This is a genomic window from Cupriavidus sp. 05T313 (assembly GCF_056396665.1).
This window is the reverse complement of the sequence record NZ_JBFTLX010000062.1, coordinates 1-21,541: the sequence shown is the minus strand read 5'-3', so window position 1 is coordinate 21,541 and position 21,541 is coordinate 1. Positions and strand designations below refer to the sequence as shown.

The window sequence follows — 21,541 nt, the reverse complement described above, 5'->3', positions numbered from 1 at the left end:
GGCTTGGCGGCCGCGGCGCGGCGCTGGTTGCATGGATGCGTTCGTGCGAGGCGGCAAGCCCCGCTGCCTGGAGACTAGAACGGGTAGTGGCGCGGCGTCGTCTGCACCGTGACCCAGCGCAGGTCGGTGAACTCGGCGATGCCGGCCTGCCCGCCAAAGTGGCCAAACCCGCTGCCCTTCACGCCGCCGAAGGGCATCTGCGCCTCGTCGTGCACCGTCGGGCCATTGACATGGCAGATGCCGGACTGGATACGCCGGGCCACATTCATGGCCCGCGCCACGTCGCGGCTGAACACGGCCGACGACAGCCCGTACTCGTTATCGTTGGCGCAGGCAATGGCCTCGGCTTCGCCGTTGACGCGCACGATGGCCTTGACCGGGCCGAACGACTCTTCCGCGTAGATCCGCATTCGCGGCGTGACGTGATCGAGCAGCGTCGCCGGCATCAGGGTGTTGTCCGCCTTGCCGCCGCACAGCAGCTTCGCCCCTTTGGCGAGGGCGTCGTCGATCAGGGCATTGCAGCGCTCCACGGTGCTCATGCCCACCACGGAGCCCAGCACGGCCGGTCCCTTGCGCGGATCGCCCAGCGGCAGCGCGCTGGCCTTGGCCGCCAGTTGCGCGACAAAGGCGTCGGCAATCTTGTTGTCGACGATGATGCGCTCGGTCGACATGCAGATCTGGCCGGAATTGGCGAACGCGCCAAAGGCGGCGGCGGCCACGGCGGCACCGATATCGGCATCGTCCAGCACCAGCAGCGGAGCCTTGCCGCCCAGTTCAAGCACCACCGGCTTCAAATGCCTGGCGCAGCTTGCGGCGATGACCTTGCCCACCCGGGTGGAACCGGTGAAGTTCACGCGGCGCACCGCGGGATGGGCGATCATGGCTTCCACCAGTTCGCCCGCATCGGCCGGCGCATTGGTGACGAAGTTCACCACGCCCTTGGGCAAACCCGCTTCCCGCATGGCTTCGATGATCAGCCCGTGCGTCGCGGGACAGATCTCCGACCCCTTCAGCACCACGGTATTGCCGCAGGCCAGCGGCAACGCGATGGCACGCACGGCCAGGATCACCGGCGCGTTCCACGGCGCCATGCCCAGCACCACGCCGGCCGGCTGGCGCACGCCCATGGCCAGGCTGCCCGGCACGTCGGACGGAATGACCTCGCCGTGGATCTGCGTGGTCAGGCAAGCCGCTTCGAGCAAGCCGGCCGCGGCCAGGTGCACGTTGAAGCCGGCCCACATGGCGGATGCGCCGGTCTCGGCGGCCATCGCGGCGGCAAAGGCTTCGCCCCGGGCTTCCAGCGCGTGCGCGGCCTTGGTCAGCAACGCGCGGCGCTCGCCCGGGCCGGTGGCGGCCCAGGCGTCGAAGGCCGCGGCGGCGGCGTCCACCGCCGACAACGCATCGGCTACCGTGGCGGCCGGGGCAACGGTGGCCACCTTGCCGTCCAGCGGATTGCGGCGCGCGAAGGTGGCGCCATTGGCCGCCTGGCGTGGTTGGCCGTCGATCAGCAACGAAATCGTCTGCATCCTTGTCTCCTTTGTTTGTTTTCTTGCGGCTTGCTTTCCTGYGGGTCAGGTTTGTGTTTCAGGCAACCTCGACTTCAACCAGCTTCGGTACCGGCGAGCGCAGCCCGTCGGCCAGCGCGTCGCGCAGCAGCGCAGCGTCCCGCACGCGTACGCCTTCGCAGCCCATGCCTTTCGCCAGCGCCACGAAATCGATCCCCGGCAGGTCCGTGCCCTGCACCGGATCAGTCGGTGCAAAACCAAACTCCGGCGCGAAATCCTGCAGCGCGGCGTAGCGCGCGTTGTTGAGGATCACGAAGGTGATCGGCAGCTTGAGCCGGACCGCGCTCCAGATGGCCTGGATCGAGTACATGCTGGAGCCGTCGCCGATCAGCGCGACGACACGCGCCCCCGGCCGCGCCAGCGCCACGCCAACGGCGGCGGGCATGCCGTAGCCCAGGCCCCCGCTGTCCATGGTGTAGAAGGTGCCGCTCTGCGTGAAGGACAGGTAGCCCTGCATGACGGGACGCGCGCTGGGCGCTTCCTCCACCACGATGTCGGCGGCATCGCGCACCTCGGCCAGGGTCTGGAGCACGTAGGCGGTGGACATCAGCCGCGTAGGTTCGGCACGCGGACGAGGCTGGCGCGGGGCGGGCAACGGGCGCGCCCCGGGCGCGGGACGCGCCAGCAGGTCGAGCACGCCGAGCCGGATATTGCCCACCACCGAGCTGCCCACCGGTGTCCAGGCCGCGATGGCGGGATCGTCGATCAGCTGGTACAGCGTTGCGCCGGCCGGTACATGGGGACCGGCGCCTTCCACATGGTAGGTAAAGGCCGGCGCGCCCAGTACCAGGATCAGGTCGTGCCCGCCCAGCTGGCCGACGATCTTCTCGCGCATGGCAGGCAGGAAGCCGCCGAACAGGCGATGGTCTTCAGGGAAGCCGCAGCGCCCGGACATCGGCGCCACATAGACGCGCGCGTTGTGCGTCTCGGCCAGGCGCACCACCTCGTCCCAGGCGCCGGCACGGTCGACTGCGCCGCCGACGACAAAGGCCGGACACTCACAGGCATCCAGCTGGGCGCCGATGCGCCCGATCGCCACCGGGTCCGGCCGCACCTCGGCGCTGACCGCGCGCGCAGCCACCAGCTCGGCCGGCTGGTCCCAGTCGTCCACCGGGATCGACACCAGCACCGGGCCGCGCGGCTCCTGCATCGCCACGTAATAGGCCCGCGCCATGGCCAGCGGCACATCCGCGGCGCGTGCCRGCTCGATGCTCCATTTGACGTACGGCCTGGCCAGCTCGGTGGCTTGCGTGGACGACAGGAAGGGATCGAACGGCAGGATCGAGCGCGCCTGCTGGCCCGCCGTGACAATCATCGGCGTGCGGTTCTTGAACGCGGTGAAGATGTTGCCCATCGCATTGCCGACGCCCGCCGCCGAATGCAGGTTCACCAGCGACGCGTTCCGGATGGCCTGCGCAAAACCGTCGGCCATGCCCACCACCACCGCCTCCTGCAGGCCGAGCACATAGCGGAAGTCGGCGGGGAAATCCCGGAACATCGGCAGTTCGGTCGAGCCGGGATTGGCGAACACCGAGGTGATGCCGAACTGGCGCAGCAGGTCGATCACGGCGTCGCGCACGGTGATGGCCGCGGAACCTGCAACGGAGTTGGTACTACCGGTCATGCCTTCTCCCAATGAAGCGGTTGAGTCGATTGAACGATTCGCAAAGTATCGGCGCCCCACCCTTACTTGAATATTGCCTTTTCCATAAAAAGGCATTACGTTTGCGCATGACTTTCGATCTGCGACAACTGAAGGCCTTCACCACCATCGTCGCCAGCGGCAGCCTGGGCCGCGCGGCCGAAGCGCTGCATGTCACCCAGCCCGCGCTGAGCCGCGCGATCAAGCGCCTGGAAGACGAACTGGGCGCCCCGCTGTTCGAGCGGCACTCCAAAGGCATGCAGCTCACGGCGGTAGGTAGCGCGCTGCTGCCGCATGCCGCCTTGCTGCAGCGCGAGGCCGAGCATGCGCGCGAGGAGATCGATGCCATGCGGGGGCTGGCCAAGGGGACCATCAAGGTGGGCGCGGTGGGCAGCATTGCGAGCCTGGTGCTGCCGCTGGCGGTCGGCCGGGTGACCAAAGCGTGGCCAAACCTGCGGGTGGAGATTACGGAAGGCGTGTGGGACCGCCTGGCGGAGGGCCTGATCCGGCATGAGATCGATCTCGCGCTGAGCATCCGCGCGCCCGATACTGACGAAATCGAGGCCATCGCCGATTGCCGCTGGGAGGACAGCAGCTACGTGGTGGCGGCGCCGGACCATCCGCTGCGGCGCAAGCCGGGACTATGCCTGGCCGACACGCTCGAACAGCAGTGGGCCATCCCGCCCAGGGGCACCGGCCCGTTCGAGCATATGCGGGACGTGTTTGCAGCCCAGGGGCTGGGCCTGCCGAATATCGTGGTGGAAACGCGCTCCGTTACCGCATTGAAGAGCCTGGTTGCACGCTCGGGATTCCTGAGCTGGATGGCCGAGCCGATGGTCGACGCCGAGCGCAAGGCCGGCGTGATCGATATCCTGGACATTCCGGGCGGGGTCGGCAAGCGCACGCTGACGGCGTTCCGCCGGCGTCAGGGCATCTTGCCAGGCCCAGCGGTCAAGCTGCTGGAAGCGCTGCGCCAGCTGACCGCGGCCTGACCGGCCTGCGCCTGAATCGACCTGGCCATATCGCCGGCCATGATCAGGCCGCTGCCCGCCCGGAGCTGCCGCCAAAGCAGAGCGCCACACAGCTCGCTCATCTCACGCCCCTTCAACTCCCGGCCGAGCCGGGCGCCCCAGTCCCTCCATGTGCGGTCGACGGCGCTAGAGTGCATGCGCTCGCCTAATTTATCTTAGATCTCGAATAATTCTTGACAAGACGCAGGCAACCGCTAGTATTACGCCATGTACTTCGATCTCTAAGATCTCTGGGTACAGCAACCACCTTTAGGAGCCTTTACATGTACGACATCTTTGCCACTGACAAGCTGATCGACCTCTGGCTGACCGAAGACATCGGGATCTGCGATTTGACGGTCCAGACCATGATCGAACCGGGAGAGACCGGCACCTTCTGCATGAACGCCCGCGAACCGATGATCATCGCTGGTATCGGCGTGGCAGCACGAATCTTCGCCCGTTACGATCCCACGCTGGCTATCGATGTGCGGGTCGCCGATGGCGACAAGGTTGAGAAAGGCGCGGTGCTCATCAATGTGAGCGGGAATGCGCGAAGCGTCCTGACAGCTGAGCGCACCGCTCTGAACATCATGCAGCGGCTGTGCGGCATCGCCAACCACACGGCAACATATGCCCAAGCCATCGCGCATACCAAGGCTCGCCTGATCGACAGCCGCAAGACCACGCCGGGCCTGCGCGCACTGGAAAAGCACGCGGTTACCTGCGGCGGTGGACTGAACCACCGGCTTAGCCTGGACAACGGCGTGATGATCAAGGACAACCACATCGCCGTGTGTGGCAGCATTGCTGCCGCCGTGGCACGCGTGCGCCGGAAGCTCCCCGTGCTGACCAAGCTGGAAGTGGAATGCGATCGGCTGGAACAGGTGCACGAGGCACTGGCAGCCGGTGTCGACGTGATCATGCTGGACAACATGTCGGTGCCCGACATGAAGGAAGCCGTGCAGATTGTCAATGGCCGCACCAAGGTCGAGGCTTCGGGCGGCATCCGCCTGGAAACGATCCGAGCCGTGGCGGAAACAGGCGTGGACTACATTTCCACGAGCAAGATTACACAGTCCGCCCCTGCCGTTGATATCGGTCTCGACGAAGCCTGACACCTGCGGAGCCTGGCTCCCATATAACGATTCGCACCCTCTACCGAGTGCTTCACACTCGCCGGCCGGCCCGGCGAGTTTTTTTTGCATAAGGGTGCCGTCTACAGATCCGAGAGCAGCCGCCCCACTTCCTGCGTAGAGGGAACACGCCGGCCATGCTCGGCCGAGGCGACTTCGTCAGCCACCAATCGCTCCGCGATCGTAATCAGCACGCGGCGCGTGGTCCGCACGTCGTCTTCACTCACACCCTCCACGCTAAGTTCATTCACCTCCGTAGCCAGCGGCTCCAGCTTGCGGCGCAGAGCGCTTCCGGTCTTGCTCAGGAACACGTGCACCTTTCTCTTGTTACCGGGGAGATGCGTACGTTCTACGTAGCCCAGCGCCTCCAGCGCCTTGACTGCCGCAAACGTGGTCGGCTCGGTCACACCGGCCCGTTCGCTCAACTCTCGTTGCGACAGACCATCGTGACGCCAAAGGATGCGCAGGATGGTCCAGTGGCCGTACGACACAGAATGTTCCGCCAGGCGCAGTTGTAGCGCCCGGATATAGGCGCGGGCAGCGTCCTTCACCAAGTGGGCGAGCCGTTCTTCATCGGCCTCATCCGAAGGGCTGATTGTGACCGGAGTACCCAGCTTTCTTGTAGCCATAGTCTTGACCGAAAATGAAACGTATACATACGACACCGGCGAATCGGTGCGAGCGACAGCGCACATGATAGCGCCTCTGGCGATCGCACGCCCGACACTCCGTCCCTGGCTTCCCGGCATCTCCATGTAGCGTTCACTACATTAGTGCACCATGCGCTCAATCACTGCATGGGGCACCACCACCGCGCACACCGTTTGTCCGTGTTTTCCCCTACAAGCACACGAATCCCGCGTACACACTGGATTTGCGGGCGTTGGCCCATTGCTTGCATTAGCTTAGACATCGAACATCTCTTGACACCCTTATGGCCGGTGCTAGCATAACCGTATAACTTCGACATCTAAGGTAATTATGAAAGCGACCGGCACATTCTTTTTTGTTGTAGGGCCCAGTGGCGCTGGCAAGGACTCCCTGATCGACGGTGCACGTGCAACGCTCGGTGACGACTATGTTTTTGCACGGCGCGTTATCACGCGTCCTGGCGGGTCAGCGGGCGAAGAGCACGAGGGCGTCTCCGATACCGAGTTCACACGACGTGAGCGAAGCGGCGAGTTTTTGGCAACTTGGGATGCGCACGGTCTCCGCTATGGCTTGCCCATGTCGCTGCTGCTCGAGCTCGACCGCGGGCGGAATGTCGTGGCCAATGGCTCGCGCGGCGTCATCGCGGAGCTTGCCGCCCGATTACCACGTTTCGTGGTCGTCCTGGTAACGGCACCGCATGGTGTGCTTGCACAGCGCATTGCAGCGCGCGGGCGCGAGTCGGGCGACCAGGTTGCCAAACGCGTTGCACGAACGGGAGCACCGGTGCCACCAGGCGTTTCGTGTATCACGGTGTCAAATGACAGCACGCTGGAGGTGGGAATGGCACGCTTTGTCGGCGCTCTGCGAAATAGCACCGAGGCATCCTCCGCCGAACAGCCGGCCAGCCGCGCCAACCTGATGGCCAAGCTGCGCGGTCAGCCGCTCGACGAAGCTGCCTACGCCGCTGTGCTGCAAGATGCAATTGCCGGACGGTACACCGAGGCAGAGCTGACAGAGTTCCTCATTGCCGCAACCCAGACGCTGACGGACGACGAAGTGGTGGCACTGGCACGCGCACGTACGGCCTTCACACCCCGTATCGACTGGGACGAGCCGCTTGTCGTCGATAAGCATTCGATGGGTGGCGTTCCCGGCAGCCGCATCACGCTGATTGTGGTGCCGATAGTCGCGGCCTACGGTCTGGCGATGCCCAAGACATCGTCGCGCGCAATCACCTCTGCCGCCGGCACTGCCGATGCAATGGAAACAATCGCACGTGTAGACCTGACGCAGGAGGATGTGCGCCGGTGCATAGCTCAGGCACGCGCATGCATTGCGTGGAACGGACATCTGAACCATTCCGTGATCGACGATGTCATGAACGCAATCACCCGGCCACTTCGCCTTGATTCGCGCCGATGGTCGGTAGCGTCGATCCTGTCGAAAAAATACACTGCCGGCGCTACCCACGTCATCGTCGACCTGCCCTACGGGCCGGAGACCAAGCTGGCAACACGCGCCGACGCCGAAGCGCTTGGCGCACTGTTCGAACGCGTCGGCAAGGGACTGGGCCTGCACGTACGCGCGCTGGTCACGGACGGCAGCCGCCCGATCGGCCGTGGCATTGGCCCCGCACTGGAAGTGCGCGACGTCCGCCTGGTGCTCGACAACGATCCCGATGCGCCCGCAGATTTGCGCGAGAAGGCCCTGCGCTTTGCCGGCGAAATCATCGCATTCGATCCCCGCGTGGGCTCGCCCGAACAAGGCATGCGAATTGCAACAGCACTTCTGAACGAAGGCAAGGCGAAGGCCGCATTCGATCGCATCGCCGCCGCGCAGGGCGTTCGCCCCGATCCAGTGGTGCCGGGTGCGCATACGCAGGTAGTGGCTGCCACGACGCAGGGACAGGTGACGGCCATAGAAGGCTTGCAAATTTCCGGTGTGGCGCGTGCTGCCGGGGCACCGCGCGATGCCGGTGCAGGCATCGACCTGCTGTGCACGATCAGCGCACAAGTGGCGCCGGGGCAGCCCCTCTACCGCATCCACGCCGACTCGGCTGAAGCACTTAGGGCGGCCGCGGCACTAGTCCGCGTCGGTGGCGAGTGCCACCAGGCAGTGCGTATAGACCCCGATTGACCAACCCTTCCCTTTCCCTCACCCTAACCGACAAGGCATATCCATGAGACACCTATCCGTCGTCAGCAGTCTGGCATCGCTTCTGTTTGTCGCAGGCAGCCTGAGCACCCTGCCCGGGCGCGCCGAGGCCAATATCGCGAGTACCTTCCCGCAAAAGCCCATCCGTATGGTGGTGACGTTTCCGGCCGGAGGCGGGACCGATACACTCGCGCGCCTGATCGGCACCGACATGAGCAAGTCGCTGGGCCAACCGGTGGTAGTCGACAACCGGCCCGGCGCCAGCGGCAATATTGGCGCCGAGTTCGTGGCCAAGAGCCCTGCCGATGGCTACACGCTGCTAATCGTCAATAGCAGCTTCGCCATCAACCCGAGCATCTTCAAGAAGCTGCAGTTCAATCCGAAGTCCGATTTCAGCGCGGTCATCACATTCGCTTCGGTGCCTTCGGTGATCTCCGTGCCATCGCAATCGCATATCCGCACGTTTAACGACTTGCTGGCGGCGGGCAGGAGTGCCTCGCCGCCAAGCTATGCGTCGTGCGGTAACGGCACGCCGCAGCATCTGGCCGGCGAATTGCTGAAGGTCTCGGCAAAAATCGAGATGCTTCATGTGCCGTATAAAGGTTGCGCGCCCGCCATCGCCGACGTGCTTGGCAACCAGGCCGACGTCAGCGTCAACACGCTGACCAACACGATGCCTTACCTGAAGAGCAACAAGCTACGTGCGCTGGCCGTCACGTCAAAGGCGCGCTCACCGTTCCTGCCCGACGTGCCGAGTGTGAGCGAGCTTGGCGTCCCCGGCTATGACGTAGAACAGTGGTTCGGCATCCTCGCCCCGGCGCATACGCCGCCCGAGATCGTGCAAAAGCTGAACACGGAAATCGCCAAGGCCATCGCCAAGCCCGAGATCAAGGCTTCGCTGGCACAACTCGGCTTTGCCTCGACCACGAGTACGCCTGCCGAATTCCAGAAGCTGGTCACCACCGACATCGATCGCTGGCAGAAATTCGCGACAAAGATCAATCTGCTCGTGGACTGATCGTCCGGGGAACCGGCCAAAGCAGGCAGCTCCCCCCATTCCCCGTTTTACATCGTTGCCACACGGGCGCAAGCCAGCCCTCGTGAGAGCGCGTTCGTCCCTGCGTCCTGAAGCCATCCGTGATGACGTTGGCCGCCCGCGCTGATCGAAACGCTTCGTAGAACCACGTTCACTCGCTGCTCGTGTGATTGAGCGACGGGGCAGACGGGGGCAAAGCGAGACCAGGCGTGCTGCCGATCAGGCGCCCCTTGATTCCGGCGTTGAACGACCGGCATCAAGGGGATACATCAAGGAGATCGTCACGTGCGCAGGCAAGTGCGCAGGCGGGTTCAGCCGTTCCTGAACGGGAAGCTATAAGCACTCAGCGCCGGGGCGCCGCCCAGGTGGGCGTAGAGCACCTTGGAGCCTTCCGGGAATTCGCCGCGGCGGACCATGTCGATCATGCCCTGCATCGATTTCCCTTCATAGACCGGGTCGGTCATCATGCCCTCGAACCTGGCGCTCAGCCGGATGGCTTCGAGCGTATCCTCGGACGGCAAGCCATACTCCGGCCCGCCGTAGCGCGTGTCGAGCACCACGTCTTCGCCGGTGATATCCCGGCCGAGGTCGACCAGATGCGCGGTGTTCTTCGCAATGCGCAGGATCTGCGCACGGGTCTGCTCCGGCTTGGCCGATGCGTCAATACCGATCACGCGGTTGGCCCGGCCATCGGCCGCGAAGCCGACCACCATGCCAGCCTGCGTGCTGCCGGTGACCGAGCAGACCACGATGTAGTCGAACTTGAAGCCGAGTTCGGCCTCCTGTGCGCGCACTTCTTCGGCGAAGCCGACAAAACCCAGGCCGCCCAGCGGATGTTCGGAGCACCCTGCCGGAATCGGGTAGGGCTTGCCGCCGGCCTGGCGCACGCTTTCCATGGCATCTTCCCAGCTCTTGCGGATCCCGATATCGAAACCATCGCTGACCAGGCGCACGTCGGCGCCCATGATCCGCGACATCTGGATATTGCCAACGCGGTCATAGACGGCGTCCGAGTAGTTCACCCAGTTCTCCTGCACGAGCACGCACTTCAGGCCGAGATGCGCCGCCACGGCGGCGACCTGGCGAGTCTGGTTCGACTGGATGCCACCGATGGAGACGAGCGTGTCGCACCCCTGGGCGAGCGCGTCCGGAATGATGTATTCGAGCTTGCGCGTCTTGTTGCCGCCGAACGCCAGGCCGCTGTTGCAGTCCTCGCGCTTGGCATAGAGGTCGACCTTGCCGCCGAGATGTGCGCCGAGTCGTTTCAGCGGCTGGATGGGCGTGGGTCCGAACGTCAGTTGGTGGCGGGGAAAGCGTTTGAGATTCATGCTGGCGACTCCTGGGTTGAGGGCGGGGATCCAGGCATCAAGACTGGCGAAGAACACTGGCATGTGGAACCGCCTTTCGTTGATGCTGCATGGCCTCAATCCTAGAAAAAAATGCGCGAAACATGGTTGCAAATATCGTTCTGTTTATGCACTATAAAAAATATCGATCCAATTTTTTGACCTGTTTATTTTTTAGAAATAGCCATGGACGAAACAAAATTGCGCACCAAATCAGAGCATTCCGCGCCACTTTCCGAGGCATTGGACCGCACCGATAAAGCCATCCTGCGCGCGCTTCAGCGCGACGCGTCCGTCTCTAATGTGGCGCTGGCAGCCAAGGTCAGCCTGAGCCCGCCAGCGTGCCTGCGGCGCGTGGAGCGGCTGAAGGAACTCGGACTGATTCGTGGCATCGTGGCGCTGCTGAACCCCGCCGCGCTCGACGCGGGGATGCTGGTGATGATCGGCGTGGTGCTGGACAGGTCCACGCCGGAATCCTTCTCGGAGTTCGAGAAGGCCGCCCAGAAGGTCTCCGGATGCATGGAGTGCCACGTGGTGACGGGCGAATTCGACTACTTCATGATGCTGCGGACCAAGGACAGCGAGAGCTTCAATCGCCTCCATGCGGAGCAACTGCTGTACCTGCCGGGGGTCCGGCAGATACGCTCGTTCATGGTACTCAAGCAGGTGCTGTCGACGACGCAGTTTCCGATCTGAAGCGCCGCGGGGTGGGCTACTCCGCGCGGATCTTCGCTTCCGCGACGATCTTGGCGGAACGGGCCATATCTTCCTTTTCAAACCGCGCAAAGTCTTCCGGCGTGCCGGGCGACAACAGGTAGCCCTGTTCGGCCAGCCTGGTGCGCAGGTCCGAAGCCAATGCCTTGTTGACCTCGGCGTTGATCCGCTTGATCACTTCCGGCGGAAGCTTGGCCGGGCCCCACAGCCCGTACCACGAGTAGAACTCGTAGCCCGGCACGGTCTCGGCAACGGTTGGCACATCGGGCATGGAGGGCAGCCGCTCCTTGGAAGTCACCGCGACCACCCGTACCATGCCGCTCTTGTGGTACGTCAGGGCGCCAAGCACCGGATCGATAAAGCCGTCGATGGCGCCACCGATCAGGTCCTGGTAGGCAGGCGCCGAGCCCTTGTACGGCACCACCAGGTAATCGATCTTGCTCGTGCGCTTGAGCAGTTCCGTCGACAAATGCCCGGCGGAGGCCTGCGAGCCGATCGCGAACGACATCTTGCCCGGGTGCGCCTGTGCGTAGGCGATCAGTTCCTTGATGTTCTTGATGGGCAGGTTCTTGTTGACCGACACGGCCAGCGGGCCCTTGCCGACCAGCGCGATCGGCACGAAATCCTTCGTCACGTCGTAGGGAGACGATTTCAGTGTCATCGGCGTGGTGGTGAAGGTGGAGGCGCTGAACAGCAGCGTGTAGCCATCGGCGGCCCCCTTGGCCACCGCATCGGCGCCAATGATGCCCTGGCCGCCGGGCCGGTTGTCGACGATAAAACTCTGCCCGGTCTGCTCGGACAGCTTTTGCGCCAGCATGCGGCCAACGGTGTCGGTGGGCCCGCCGGGCGGGAACGGGATGATGACGCGCACGGCCTTGTTCGGGTAGGTCTGCGCGGAAGCGGCGGCGGCGCACAGCAGCAGCGCGCCCGCGGCACAGCGGAAGAATCGATGGAACAGCATTGTTTGTCTCCTGTCTCGACTGCAGGTCCGCCCCTTGAGGGCGGTTCTTTGTCCGGGTGCACGGTTCAGGTTTGCTCCCTCTCCCCCTGAGGGGGAGAGGGAGCAACCGCCGCCGTCATTTCAAACGGCTCTGGCGCATCTTCAAGGCTGCGCCAGCGCCGCCATCTCCGCATAGAGATCCGCCTTGCCCTCGAAACCAATGCCCGGCAACTCCGGCATGGTGATGTGCCCGTCGATCACCTTGACGCCATCGGGGAAGCCGCCATAGGGCTGGAACAGGTCGGGATAGCTTTCGTTGCCGCCCAGACCCAGGCCGGCTGCGATATTGAGCGACATCTGGTGGCCGCCATGCGGAATGCAGCGGCTGGGCGACCAGCCGAAAGTCTTCAGCACTTCCAGCGTGCGTTCGTACTCGACGAGGCCGTAGGACAGCGCGCAATCGAACTGCAGGTAATCGCGGTCGGCGCGCATGGCGCCATAGCGGATCAGGTTGCGCGCGTCCTGGTGGCTGAACAGGTTCTCGCCCGTGGCCATGGCGCCGGGGTAATACTCGGCCAGCGTGGCCTGCAGGTGGTAGTCCAGCGGGTCGCCAGCCTCCTCGTACCAGAACAGCGGATAGTCGCGCAGCATCTTGGCGTAGGCGATGGCGGTATCCAGGTCGAAGCGGCCATTGGCATCGACCGCGAGCTGCGCGTCGGTGCCGATCTCCTGCAGCACGGCCTCGATGCGCGCGCTGTCTTCTTCCAGGCTGGCGCCGCCGATCTTCATCTTGACCACGTTGTAGCCGCGCTCGAGGTAGGAGCGCATCTCGGCGCGCAGCGCGGACAGGTCCTTGCCGGGGTAGTAATAACCACCTGCGGCATAGACGAAGACACGCGGGTTGGCCTTGACGCCGTGGCGCTCCGCCAGCAACTGGAACAGCGGCTTGCCGGCGATCTTGGCCACCGCATCCCACACCGCCATGTCGATGGTGCCGACCGCCACCGAGCGTTCGCCGTGGCCGCCGGGCTTCTCGTTGGACATGGTGGCTGCCCACACGCGATTGGGATCGAGGTTGGTGCCTGCGTCGTCCAGCAGCGAAGCCGGATCGGCCGCCAGGATGCGCGGCGCGAAACGCTCGCGGATCAGCCCGCCCTGGCCGTAGCGGCCGTTGGAGTTGAAGCCATAGCCGATCACGCGCTTGCCGTCGCGGAAGGCATCGGTCACCACGGCGACGAGACTGCTCGTCATCTTCGAGAAATCGATATAGGCATTGCGGATGGGCGACGAAATCGGTTTCGTCACTTCGCGGACGTCAATGATGCGGACGGACATTGCTTGTCTCCAGTGTCTTTGGTGTTCGGTGTTCGGTGTTCGGTGTTCGGTGTTCGGTGTTCGGTGTTCGGTGTTCGGTGTTCGGTGTTCGGTGCTCGGTGTTCGGTGTTCGGTGTCTTCGGTGTCTTGAATGCTTCGGTAATTCGATATATCGGCCGGGCGCCCTACAGCGAGCCGCCGCCACAGATCACGATCTGCTGGCCGGTGATGGCCCCGGCATCCGGGCCGAGCAGGAAGCTCACCATCCCGGCCACTTCGCCGGGCTGGATAAAGCGCCCGATGGGCGGGGTGCGCGGCGGCGTGCCCTTGCGGCCGGGATCGTTAAGCATGGGGGTCTCGGTGGCGCCCGGCGCCACCACATTGACCGTGATGCCGCGCGGCGCCAGTTCCGCCGCCCATGAGCGCGCCATGCCCACCAGCGCGGCCTTGGTCGCTGCGTACTGGCTGCGCCCCGGCGCGCCCGCCGCCGTGCGGCTGCCGATCAGCACGATGCGGGCGCCATCCGGCAATGTCGGCACCAGCGCGTTAGCCAGCACGGCGGCGGCTTCCACATGGATGCGCCACATGCCCTCCCCGTCCCCGGCCTTCAGTTCGCCGAGAACCGCCGTGCGCATATAACCGGCGGCATGGACGATGGCGTCGACACGCGGCAGGGCGGCCACGGCGGCGGCGAGTTTCACCGCGTCCGTCAGGTCTACCTCGATCGCACTGAAGCGCTCGGCGCTCTCCGCCGGCGCGCGGTCAAGACCGGTCACCCGCCAGCCCGCGGACAGCAAGCGCCGGGCGATGGCGGCGCCGATGCCGGAACTGGCGCCCGTGACAAGGGCATGCCTTGCGAGTGGCGCGTCGGCTTGCATGGATTGGCTCATCGAAGCCCCTTTGACATGCAGTTGCTGGCGGCCCGGCCTCGCGCGCTGGTTGCGCGGCGCGAGGCCGGACCCGTTCAGGATCAGGCTACGGCCTTCTGGGTGATGCCGGCCTGTTCCAGCGCGGCCTTGATGGCGGCCAGTTCCGCGGCCGACGGGGCATGGGTCGGCGGGCGCACGGTGCCATCGCTCAGGATGCCGGCCAGCGCCATGGCGGCCTTCATGCGGCCGTGCGCTTCGCCCGTGGGTTCACCGGCGCCATACACCGCGTCCTTGAGCGGATTGATCAGGGCCTGCACGCGCATCGCTTCATGCAGGTCGCCAGCCTTGACCGCCTTGAGCAGATCGTTGATCAGGCCGGGAATCAGCGAGGCAAAGCCGACCAGCGCGCCGTCGAGACCCTGCACCAGCGACGCCAGCAGGTATTCGTCATGGCAGGTCATCAGCACCTTGGTGGGATCGGCGGCGCGGATTTCCTTGATATCGCGCGCGTACTTGTTCATCTCGCGCTCGCCCATCTTGAAGGCCTTCACATAAGGCAGCTTTGCCAGTTCGGCGAGCAGTTCGGACGAGTAGGAGCCGCGCGTCCAGGCGGGGTAGATATGCACCACCAGGGGCAGCCCGCTGGCCTTGCCGATGGCGTTGAAGTAATCGAGGCAGTGTTCCGGCTTGAAGCCAAAGCGCAGCCAGTGATGCGGCGGCATGATATCGAGTCCGGCGGCCCCGGCTTCCCTGGCCCAGCCCGCCTGCTCCACGGCATCGTTGATGCCTTCGCAGACCACCGACGAGATCACCGGGCAAATGCCCTTGGTGGCGTCGGCGGTGATGCGGGTCACTTCGGCGCGCTCGCGCGGGGTCAGCGAGAAGACTTCACCGGTATGGCCATTGGTCATCAGGGCGGTCACGCCCTCCTGCCCGCCCAGCCACCTGGAGAAGCGGCGCAACTCCGGTTCGTTGATGCTGTAGTCCGCATTGAAGGGGACTGCAATGGCGGGAATGATGCCGCGGAAATTGATATCAGACACGTTCGTCTCCTGGTAAGGCTTGCGCTATCTGCGCAATACGGTGGTGGTCAGGGTGGGAGGAATGAATCCTCCGGAGGGTTGCAACGCACGGGCCAGTTCGGTGGCCGCATGCACTACCGCCGGGGCCGTGGTCGATTCGAAATCTTCAAGCGAGGTGTTCATCGCCGGCGCCGCCACGCTCAGGCCCGCAACCGGCACGCCGTCGACATCCAGCACCGGGGCGGCGACCACGTAGAGGCCCGATACAGTCTCCTGGTCCGACAGCGCATAACCCTTGGCGCGCACGGTCTTCAGGCGTTCAAGAATGGTGCCGAGATCGGTCAGCGTGTGGTCGGTCAGCTTTTGCCGCGGCTGGGCATCCAGCACGCGGGCCTGCATGTCCTCGGGCAGCCAGGCCAGGATGGCGTAACCAACAGCGGTGGAATAAGCCGGCACCCGGCTGCCGATGCGGATATCCACGCCGAGCCGCGTCAGGCCCGCCTGGATACGCTCGGCGTACAACACATCCGGGCCATCCAGCACGCCGATGGAAGCGGCTTCGTTGATCTCCCCCACCAGCGCGCGCAGGATCGGCCTTGCCCGCGTGCGCAGGTCGGAATGGGCGATGGCGTCGAAGCCAAGGTCCAGCACCTTCAGCGACAGCCTGAACAAGCGCGTGTCCGGCACGCGCTGCACATAACCGATATCCACCAGCGTGTTGAGGAAGCGGAAGGCGGTCGCGTTGTCCAGCCCGGAGCGCCGCGCCACTTCCGCCATGGTGAGTTCGGGCTCCTGGGCCGAGAACGCTTCGAGAATGCGGAAGCCCTTCGCCAGCGACTGCACCGTGTTCTTGGATGCGTCGCCCGCGCTGCTTGCTTTCGATGCGGAACGGACAGGGTTCTCGGTAGCCATTTTCAATCTCCACGGTTAGTTCAGGTGCGAACCCGGCTTGAGTTCGGATTCCGAATTTTAATTCGCTGAACTGACAGAGGAAAGCCCTCGCTCATGACTGGTGGATGAACGCCGGCATCGCGGCCGGCCCTTTGGAATTCGGATTGCGAATTTTTATTCGCAACTTAAATCTGAAACAAGGCGCCGCATCACGGCACCTCTTGTTCCTGTCCGGGTCTTGGGGACCCTTGTTGTTTATTCGGATTGCGAACTTGTATTCGCTATATGAAATAGTTTAGCCCTCGCTTCCGTGCATGAGCAAGCCCGATTTTCCTAGGGTTTTCACCAGGAACAGATCTTGGAGGTAAGACAGGTCAGGCTGCAAGCTACCGGACGTTACCCCACATTGCCGCACTCCCCTCAATCGCCCCAACCACTGCAATAGGATTACACTGAAAACGAGACAACCCTCCGGAGTGGCATGATGGACGGCATTGACCCTCAACGCACCTTCCGTGGTCTTCCCCTGACCCCGGAACAGGATGCGGAAGTCAGGCACTACATCAAGAAGCAAAAACAACGTAGTGCGCCATGGGATACACCTGAGCTGGCCGCGATGCTCGCGGATATGTTGCGGCCGCCGAGCAACGAGGACGAGGACTTCGAGCCCGACGACGGTGAAGGGAAAGCGGCCGCCGAGCGCGCGGCGGGTGCGGTCGACGACGAGATGGATCCGATCGAGGCCGGCGAGGAGCGGATCGCGGCCATGGAAGCCGAGGCGATGAAAGGCCCCAAACACTGAATCGCAGTTGGAGCATGCGCATCGTGGCTCGTGGCCGGGACGCGCACCGGAAGAAGACAGCCCCCAGTGCAACCACTGGAACACAAGAACAAAGGGCATGCCATGGCGACCGTCGCGACATTCGAAATCGGGTACACGCAGTTTCTCGACCCACAAGGTGAGCCGACCCAGGCGCTACCGGCCTTTGCGCTCGATCCCGAGGCGCTGGTGCCGCTGTACCGGGCCATGGTGCTGACGCGCCAGTTCGACCTGAAGGCCATTGCACTGCAGCGCACCGGCCAGATCGGTACGTTTGCCTCCGCGCTGGGCCAGGAGGCAGTCGGCGTCGGCGTGGCCAGCGCGATGCGGCCGGAGGACGTGCTGGTGCCGTCCTACCGCGATCATGCCGCGCAGTTCCAGCGCGGCGTCTCGATGACCGAGAGCCTGCTGTACTGGGGCGGCGACGAGCGCGGCAATTTCTTTGCGGCGGCGCCGCATGACTTCCCCAACTGCGTGCCCATCGCCAACCAGGTCTGCCATGCCGCTGGCATCGCCTATGCCATGAAGCTGCGCGCGGAGCCGCGCGCAGCGGTCTGCCTGCTCGGCGACGGCGGCACCTCGAAAGGCGATTTCTACGAAGGCATGAATATGGCCGGTGCCTGGCACGCGCCGCTGGTGCTGGTGGTCAACAATAACCAGTGGGCCATCTCCATGCCCCGCAGCCAGCAGACCGCCGCGCAAACGCTGGCGCAAAAGGCCATCGCGGCCGGCATCCCCGGCCTGCAGGTGGATGGCAACGATGTCGTCGCAGTGCGCCAGATGACACTCGAAGCGCTCGAACGGGCGCGCGCCGGCGGCGGGGCCACGCTGATCGAGGCGATCACCTACCGGCTCGGCGACCACACCACGGCCGACGATGCCTCGCGTTACCGCGAAAGCGATCAGGTCAGGCAGCACTGGCTGCTCGAACCGGTTGCCAGGCTGCGCAACTACCTGTTGCGGCTGGGCGCCTGGGACGCGGCGCGCGAAGAGCAGCTAGCCAAGGCTTGCGCGGGCGAGGTTGCCGCCGCGGTGGAGGCCTACCTGGCGATCCCCCCGCCGGACACGGCAGCAATGTTCGATTACCTCTATGCCAGCCTGCCCGAAGCGCTGGATACGCAAGTGGACACGGCGCGGCGCTTCGCACCGAACGCGCCGGCAAGCGAGAGCGATCATGGCTGAAATCCATCTTGTCGAAGCCGTCAACCATGCGCTGGCCTATGAACTGGAGCACGACCCGCGCGTGGTGCTCCTGGGCGAGGACATCGGCGTCAACGGGGGCGTGTTCCGCGCGACGGCCGGGCTGCAGGCGCGCTTCGGCGCGCAGCGCGTAATCGACACGCCGCTGGCCGAGTCCGCCATCGCCGGCGCCGCCGTCGGCATGGCGGCGATGGGCCTGGCGCCGGTGGCGGAAATCCAGTTCACCGGCTTTATCTACCCCGCCATCGACCACATCATCAACCACGCCGGTCGCCTGCGCCACCGCACGCGCGGCAGGCTGAGCTGCCCGATGGTGCTGCGTTCGCCTTTCGGGGCTGGCATCCACGCGCCGGAGCATCACTCGGAGAGTCCCGAGGCGATGTTCGCGCATATGCCGGGCCTGCGGGTGGTGATCCCGTCGTCGCCGGCGCGTGCCTACGGCCTGCTGCTGGCGGCCATGCGCGACCCCGACCCGGTGGTGTTCCTCGAACCGACCCGGCTCTACCGGCTGTTCCGCCAGGAGGTGCAGGACAACGGCGAGGCGCTGCCGCTCGATGTCTGCTTCACGCTGCGCGACGGCGACGACATCACGCTGGTGAGCTGGGGCGCGATGCTGCAGGAGACGCAGGCCGCCGCCGACCTGCTGCTGGACGAAGGCATCTCCGCCGCCGTCATCGACGTCGCCACGCTCAAGCCGCTCGACATGGGCACCATCCTGGAGTCGGTCGGCAAAACGGGCCGCTGCGTCATCGTCCACGAAGCGCCGCGCAGCGCCGGCTTTGGCGCCGAGATCGCGGCGAACCTGGCCGACGCCGGGCTGTATTCGCTGTCCGCGCCGGTGCAGCGCGTCACCGGCTACGACACGGTAGTGCCGATGGCCAGGCTCGAATACCAGTACCTGCCCAGCGTGGCGCGGATTGCCGACGCGGCGCGCAGGGCCATGGCCGCCTGAAGTCGTTCCTGGGAGCTTCGATGAAAATCTTCAAGTTGCCCGACCTGGGCGAAGGCCTGCAGGAAGCCGAGATCACCGAGTGGCACGTCAAGCCCGGCGACACGGTGGCCGCCGACCAACCGCTGGTTTCGGTCGAGACCGCCAAGGCCATCGTCGAGATTCCCTCTCCCTACGCCGGACAGGTCGCCAGGCTGTTTGCCGCGGCCGGCGAGATCGTGCATCTCGGCGCGCCGCTGGCCGGCTTCGAAGGCGCGGGCGAGCCGGAGGATGCGGGCGCGGTGGTGGGCGACGTCAAGGTGGGCACGCAGGTGGTCGCGGAAGCGCCCGCCGCCCTGGGCCGCGGCGGCGGCGCGGTGCGGGCAGTGCCAGCCGTGCGCGCCCTGGCGCGGCAACTCGACGTGGACCTGGCGATGATCACCCCTTCCGGCGCGGATGGCGTCATCACCGCCGCCGACGTGCGGCGCGTGGCCGCGACGCTGGCGGACCTGGGGCCGCCGGAAGTCTTGCGCGGCGTGCGGCGCGCGATGGCGCAGAACATGGCGCGCGCGCAAAGCGAGGTCGCGGCGGCGACCGTGATCGACGATGCCGACATCCACGCCTGGGCGCCCGGCACCGACACCACGATCCGGCTGGTGCGCGCGCTGGTCGCCGGATGCCGCGCCGAACCCGGCCTCAATGCCTGGTACGAAAGCCAGACCGGCCGCCGCCATGTCCCGAAGCGGATCGACGTAGGCATCGCGGTAGACCTGCCCGAAGGCCTGTTCGTGCCGGTGCTGCGCGACACCGGCAACCGCGACGCGGCCGACCTGCGGCGCGGCCTGGACCGCATGCGCGCGGACGTGCGCGCGCGCAAGATCGCGCCCGAGGAAATGCGCGGCAACACCATCACGCTGTCCAACTTCGGCATGATCGCCGGCAAGTACGCGGCGCCCATCGTGGTGCCGCCAACGGTGGCCATTCTTGGCGCCGGCCGCATCCACGACGCGGTGGTGGCATCCGGCGGCGTGCCTGCGGTGCACCGCATCCTGCCGCTCAGCCTTACCTTCGATCACCGGGTGGTCACGGGCGGCGAAGCCGCGCGCTTCCTGGCCGCGGTGATTGCCGACCTGGCCTTGCCGGTATAGGCCAGAACACATCTTGCAGGCCGAGGCCCGGCAGCTTGCCGGCCTGGCCGCGGAGCGACCATGTCCGATGCTTCTTTCATCCATGCTCACGCAGCCCATGACGACTGGCGGGAGGCGCTGGCCCAGTGCCGGACGCAACTTGACGCGCAACTGGCGGCCCGCCAGGCAGCGCCGGGCGGCGGCGCCGCGCTCACGCTCGGGTGGTGTTACCTCAGCGACTATTACGCGCCGTCGGCCGAGGACATACTCACCGCGCTGCGGGAACACTGGCCAGGCGTGGCCTGGGTAGGTACGGCCGGCGTGGGCGTCTGCGCGGGCGGCGTCGAGTACATCGACGAGCCCGCCATGGTGCTGATGGCGGCGTCGTTGCCGCCCACCGCGTTCAGGCTGTTCTCCGGGCTGCAGCCGCTGCCCCCCGCCTCCTCCGCCTTCGTGCCCCATACCGCGCTGGTGCATGCCGAAGGCAGCACGCCGGATGTCCAGGACCTGCTGCACGAACTGAGCGAGCGCACCGCCACCGGCTACCTGTTTGGCGGCCTGTCATCGGCGCGCAACCGCACCCTGCACATCGCCGACGGTGTCTTCTCCGGCGGGTTGTCGGGTGTGCTGTTCGACGCCGGGATCGGCCTGATCTCGCGGGTGACGCAGGGCTGCAAGCCGATCGGGCCGGTGCGTATCGTCACCCGTGCCGCGCATAACCTGCTGTTCGAACTGGACGGCGAACCCGCGCTCGACTGCGTCCTGAAAGACCTGGGGCTGGGCGGCGATGTGCCGGAGGAAACCTTGTCCAGCGTACTGTCCGCCACGCTGGTGGGCCTGAGCACCGGGGGCGACGATGCACCCAGCGTGCCCGGCAGGTTCGGCGTGGAAACGCTGGTGCGGCATGTGCTCGGCGTGGACATGCAGCATGGGGTGCTGGCGCTGGCGGATGTGGTGGAGGACGGAATGCGGCTGGCGTTCTGCACGCGCAATCCCGCCGCGGCGCGGGCGGATCTGGTGCGCGTGGCTACCGAGATACGGGCTGAACTGGAGAGCGGCGCGGCTGGCCATGCCCTGGGGGCGCTGTATATCAGTTGCTCGGGGAGGGGCGGGCCGCATTTTGGGGCGCCGGGGGCGGAGTTGAAGATGGTGCGGGAGGCGTTGGGGGGTTTGCCC

General features: G+C 65.5%; 19 protein-coding genes. 10 read left to right on the top strand and 9 right to left on the bottom strand.

All coding sequences use genetic code 11. The features are described 5' to 3' along the window. Positions 1 to 74: 74 nt before the first annotated feature. Complete coding sequence (locus tag AC1DKD_RS16045) at positions 75 to 1,526, bottom strand: aldehyde dehydrogenase (RefSeq protein WP_441633151.1); 1,452 nt, start codon at positions 1,524 to 1,526, stop codon at positions 75 to 77. A gap of 58 nt (positions 1,527 to 1,584) precedes the next feature. After that, a complete protein-coding gene (gene mdlC / locus AC1DKD_RS16040) occupies positions 1,585 to 3,189 on the bottom strand; it encodes a benzoylformate decarboxylase (RefSeq protein ID WP_477143453.1) in 1,605 nt (534 codons plus the stop codon). A gap of 107 nt (positions 3,190 to 3,296) precedes the next feature. On the opposite strand from mdlC, the gene AC1DKD_RS16035 reads away from it, so the two are divergent. Together AC1DKD_RS16035 and nadC are read left to right on the top strand one after the other, a co-directional pair. Continuing rightward, on the top strand, positions 3,297 to 4,199 hold the full coding sequence (locus AC1DKD_RS16035; RefSeq protein ID WP_441633155.1) for a LysR family transcriptional regulator: 903 nt from the start codon (positions 3,297 to 3,299) through the stop codon (positions 4,197 to 4,199). Positions 4,200 to 4,501: 302 nt separating this feature from the next. After that, positions 4,502 to 5,335, top strand: coding sequence for a carboxylating nicotinate-nucleotide diphosphorylase (gene nadC / locus AC1DKD_RS16030; protein ID WP_441633157.1), 834 nt, complete (start codon positions 4,502 to 4,504; stop codon positions 5,333 to 5,335). Between the two features lie 101 nt (positions 5,336 to 5,436). Here nadC and AC1DKD_RS16025 read toward each other — a convergent pair whose 3' ends face one another. Beyond that, positions 5,437 to 5,982, bottom strand: coding sequence for a MarR family winged helix-turn-helix transcriptional regulator (locus AC1DKD_RS16025; RefSeq protein ID WP_441633181.1), 546 nt, complete (start codon positions 5,980 to 5,982; stop codon positions 5,437 to 5,439). A gap of 352 nt (positions 5,983 to 6,334) precedes the next feature. Here AC1DKD_RS16025 and phnN point away from each other — a divergent pair, with 352 nt between their 5' ends. Together phnN and AC1DKD_RS16015 are read left to right on the top strand one after the other, a co-directional pair. Beyond that, positions 6,335 to 8,140: a phosphonate metabolism protein/1,5-bisphosphokinase (PRPP-forming) PhnN gene (gene phnN, locus AC1DKD_RS16020; protein ID WP_441633159.1), complete on the top strand. Its 1,806-nt coding sequence runs from the start codon at positions 6,335 to 6,337 to the stop codon at positions 8,138 to 8,140. 43 nt (positions 8,141 to 8,183) lie between these two features. Further along, positions 8,184 to 9,176 carry a tripartite tricarboxylate transporter substrate binding protein gene (locus AC1DKD_RS16015; protein ID WP_441633161.1) on the top strand — a complete coding sequence of 331 codons (993 nt, stop codon included), beginning with the start codon at positions 8,184 to 8,186 and terminating at the stop codon, positions 9,174 to 9,176. A gap of 329 nt (positions 9,177 to 9,505) precedes the next feature. Here AC1DKD_RS16015 and AC1DKD_RS16010 read toward each other — a convergent pair whose 3' ends face one another. Further along, positions 9,506 to 10,522 carry a 1-aminocyclopropane-1-carboxylate deaminase gene (locus AC1DKD_RS16010; protein WP_441633163.1) on the bottom strand — a complete coding sequence of 339 codons (1,017 nt, stop codon included), beginning with the start codon at positions 10,520 to 10,522 and terminating at the stop codon, positions 9,506 to 9,508. 204 nt (positions 10,523 to 10,726) lie between these two features. On the opposite strand from AC1DKD_RS16010, the gene AC1DKD_RS16005 reads away from it, so the two are divergent. Beyond that, positions 10,727 to 11,236 (top strand): Lrp/AsnC family transcriptional regulator, encoded by a 510-nt coding sequence (locus AC1DKD_RS16005; protein WP_045236588.1) that lies wholly within the window; start codon positions 10,727 to 10,729, stop codon positions 11,234 to 11,236. 16 nt (positions 11,237 to 11,252) lie between these two features. On the opposite strand, the gene AC1DKD_RS16000 is transcribed toward AC1DKD_RS16005, so the two are convergent. The 5 genes from AC1DKD_RS16000 to AC1DKD_RS15980 form a co-directional block, all read right to left on the bottom strand. Next, positions 11,253 to 12,215: a Bug family tripartite tricarboxylate transporter substrate binding protein gene (locus tag AC1DKD_RS16000; protein ID WP_276290955.1), complete on the bottom strand. Its 963-nt coding sequence runs from the start codon at positions 12,213 to 12,215 to the stop codon at positions 11,253 to 11,255. Positions 12,216 to 12,356: 141 nt separating this feature from the next. Beyond that, a complete protein-coding gene (locus AC1DKD_RS15995) occupies positions 12,357 to 13,529 on the bottom strand; it encodes a mandelate racemase/muconate lactonizing enzyme family protein (RefSeq protein ID WP_441633165.1) in 1,173 nt (390 codons plus the stop codon). Between the two features lie 164 nt (positions 13,530 to 13,693). Continuing rightward, positions 13,694 to 14,398 (bottom strand): SDR family NAD(P)-dependent oxidoreductase, encoded by a 705-nt coding sequence (locus AC1DKD_RS15990; RefSeq protein ID WP_441633167.1) that lies wholly within the window; start codon positions 14,396 to 14,398, stop codon positions 13,694 to 13,696. An 80-nt stretch (positions 14,399 to 14,478) separates the two neighbouring features. Further along, the gene (locus AC1DKD_RS15985) at positions 14,479 to 15,420 is read right to left on the bottom strand and encodes a dihydrodipicolinate synthase family protein (protein WP_441633169.1); all 942 of its coding nucleotides are present in this window, start codon (positions 15,418 to 15,420) and stop codon (positions 14,479 to 14,481) included. 24 nt (positions 15,421 to 15,444) lie between these two features. After that, positions 15,445 to 16,311: an IclR family transcriptional regulator gene (locus tag AC1DKD_RS15980; protein ID WP_051648864.1), complete on the bottom strand. Its 867-nt coding sequence runs from the start codon at positions 16,309 to 16,311 to the stop codon at positions 15,445 to 15,447. A 463-nt stretch (positions 16,312 to 16,774) separates the two neighbouring features. Here AC1DKD_RS15980 and AC1DKD_RS15975 point away from each other — a divergent pair, with 463 nt between their 5' ends. The 5 genes from AC1DKD_RS15975 to AC1DKD_RS15955 form a co-directional block, all read left to right on the top strand. Beyond that, positions 16,775 to 17,092: a hypothetical protein gene (locus AC1DKD_RS15975; RefSeq protein ID WP_441633183.1), complete on the top strand. Its 318-nt coding sequence runs from the start codon at positions 16,775 to 16,777 to the stop codon at positions 17,090 to 17,092. 102 nt (positions 17,093 to 17,194) lie between these two features. Next, a complete protein-coding gene (pdhA, locus tag AC1DKD_RS15970) occupies positions 17,195 to 18,292 on the top strand; it encodes a pyruvate dehydrogenase (acetyl-transferring) E1 component subunit alpha (RefSeq protein WP_441633185.1) in 1,098 nt (365 codons plus the stop codon). Further along, positions 18,285 to 19,262: an alpha-ketoacid dehydrogenase subunit beta gene (locus tag AC1DKD_RS15965; RefSeq protein WP_441633171.1), complete on the top strand. Its 978-nt coding sequence runs from the start codon at positions 18,285 to 18,287 to the stop codon at positions 19,260 to 19,262. Before pdhA ends, AC1DKD_RS15965 begins: the two co-directional genes overlap by 8 nt. 20 nt (positions 19,263 to 19,282) lie before the next feature. Continuing rightward, the gene (locus AC1DKD_RS15960) at positions 19,283 to 20,386 is read left to right on the top strand and encodes a dihydrolipoamide acetyltransferase family protein (protein WP_441633173.1); all 1,104 of its coding nucleotides are present in this window, start codon (positions 19,283 to 19,285) and stop codon (positions 20,384 to 20,386) included. Positions 20,387 to 20,446: 60 nt separating this feature from the next. Further along, a partial coding sequence (locus AC1DKD_RS15955; protein ID WP_477143452.1) for an FIST signal transduction protein occupies positions 20,447 to 21,541 on the top strand: 1,095 nt, incomplete at its 3' end.

Coding starts and splice junctions, on each gene's coding strand:
- AC1DKD_RS16045 (WP_441633151.1), bottom strand. CDS start 1,526: ATGCAGACGATTTCGTTGCTGATCGACGGCCAACCACGCCAGGCGGCC.
- AC1DKD_RS16035 (WP_441633155.1), top strand. CDS start 3,297: ATGACTTTCGATCTGCGACAACTGAAGGCCTTCACCACCATCGTCGCC.
- nadC (WP_441633157.1), top strand. CDS start 4,502: ATGTACGACATCTTTGCCACTGACAAGCTGATCGACCTCTGGCTGACC.
- AC1DKD_RS16025 (WP_441633181.1), bottom strand. CDS start 5,982: ATGGCTACAAGAAAGCTGGGTACTCCGGTCACAATCAGCCCTTCGGAT.
- phnN (WP_441633159.1), top strand. CDS start 6,335: ATGAAAGCGACCGGCACATTCTTTTTTGTTGTAGGGCCCAGTGGCGCT.
- AC1DKD_RS16015 (WP_441633161.1), top strand. CDS start 8,184: ATGAGACACCTATCCGTCGTCAGCAGTCTGGCATCGCTTCTGTTTGTC.
- AC1DKD_RS16010 (WP_441633163.1), bottom strand. CDS start 10,522: ATGAATCTCAAACGCTTTCCCCGCCACCAACTGACGTTCGGACCCACG.
- AC1DKD_RS16005 (WP_045236588.1), top strand. CDS start 10,727: ATGGACGAAACAAAATTGCGCACCAAATCAGAGCATTCCGCGCCACTT.
- AC1DKD_RS16000 (WP_276290955.1), bottom strand. CDS start 12,215: ATGCTGTTCCATCGATTCTTCCGCTGTGCCGCGGGCGCGCTGCTGCTG.
- AC1DKD_RS15995 (WP_441633165.1), bottom strand. CDS start 13,529: ATGTCCGTCCGCATCATTGACGTCCGCGAAGTGACGAAACCGATTTCG.
- AC1DKD_RS15990 (WP_441633167.1), bottom strand. CDS start 14,398: ATGAGCCAATCCATGCAAGCCGACGCGCCACTCGCAAGGCATGCCCTT.
- AC1DKD_RS15980 (WP_051648864.1), bottom strand. CDS start 16,311: ATGGCTACCGAGAACCCTGTCCGTTCCGCATCGAAAGCAAGCAGCGCG.
- AC1DKD_RS15975 (WP_441633183.1), top strand. CDS start 16,775: ATGGACGGCATTGACCCTCAACGCACCTTCCGTGGTCTTCCCCTGACC.
- pdhA (WP_441633185.1), top strand. CDS start 17,195: ATGGCGACCGTCGCGACATTCGAAATCGGGTACACGCAGTTTCTCGAC.
- AC1DKD_RS15965 (WP_441633171.1), top strand. CDS start 18,285: ATGGCTGAAATCCATCTTGTCGAAGCCGTCAACCATGCGCTGGCCTAT.
- AC1DKD_RS15960 (WP_441633173.1), top strand. CDS start 19,283: ATGAAAATCTTCAAGTTGCCCGACCTGGGCGAAGGCCTGCAGGAAGCC.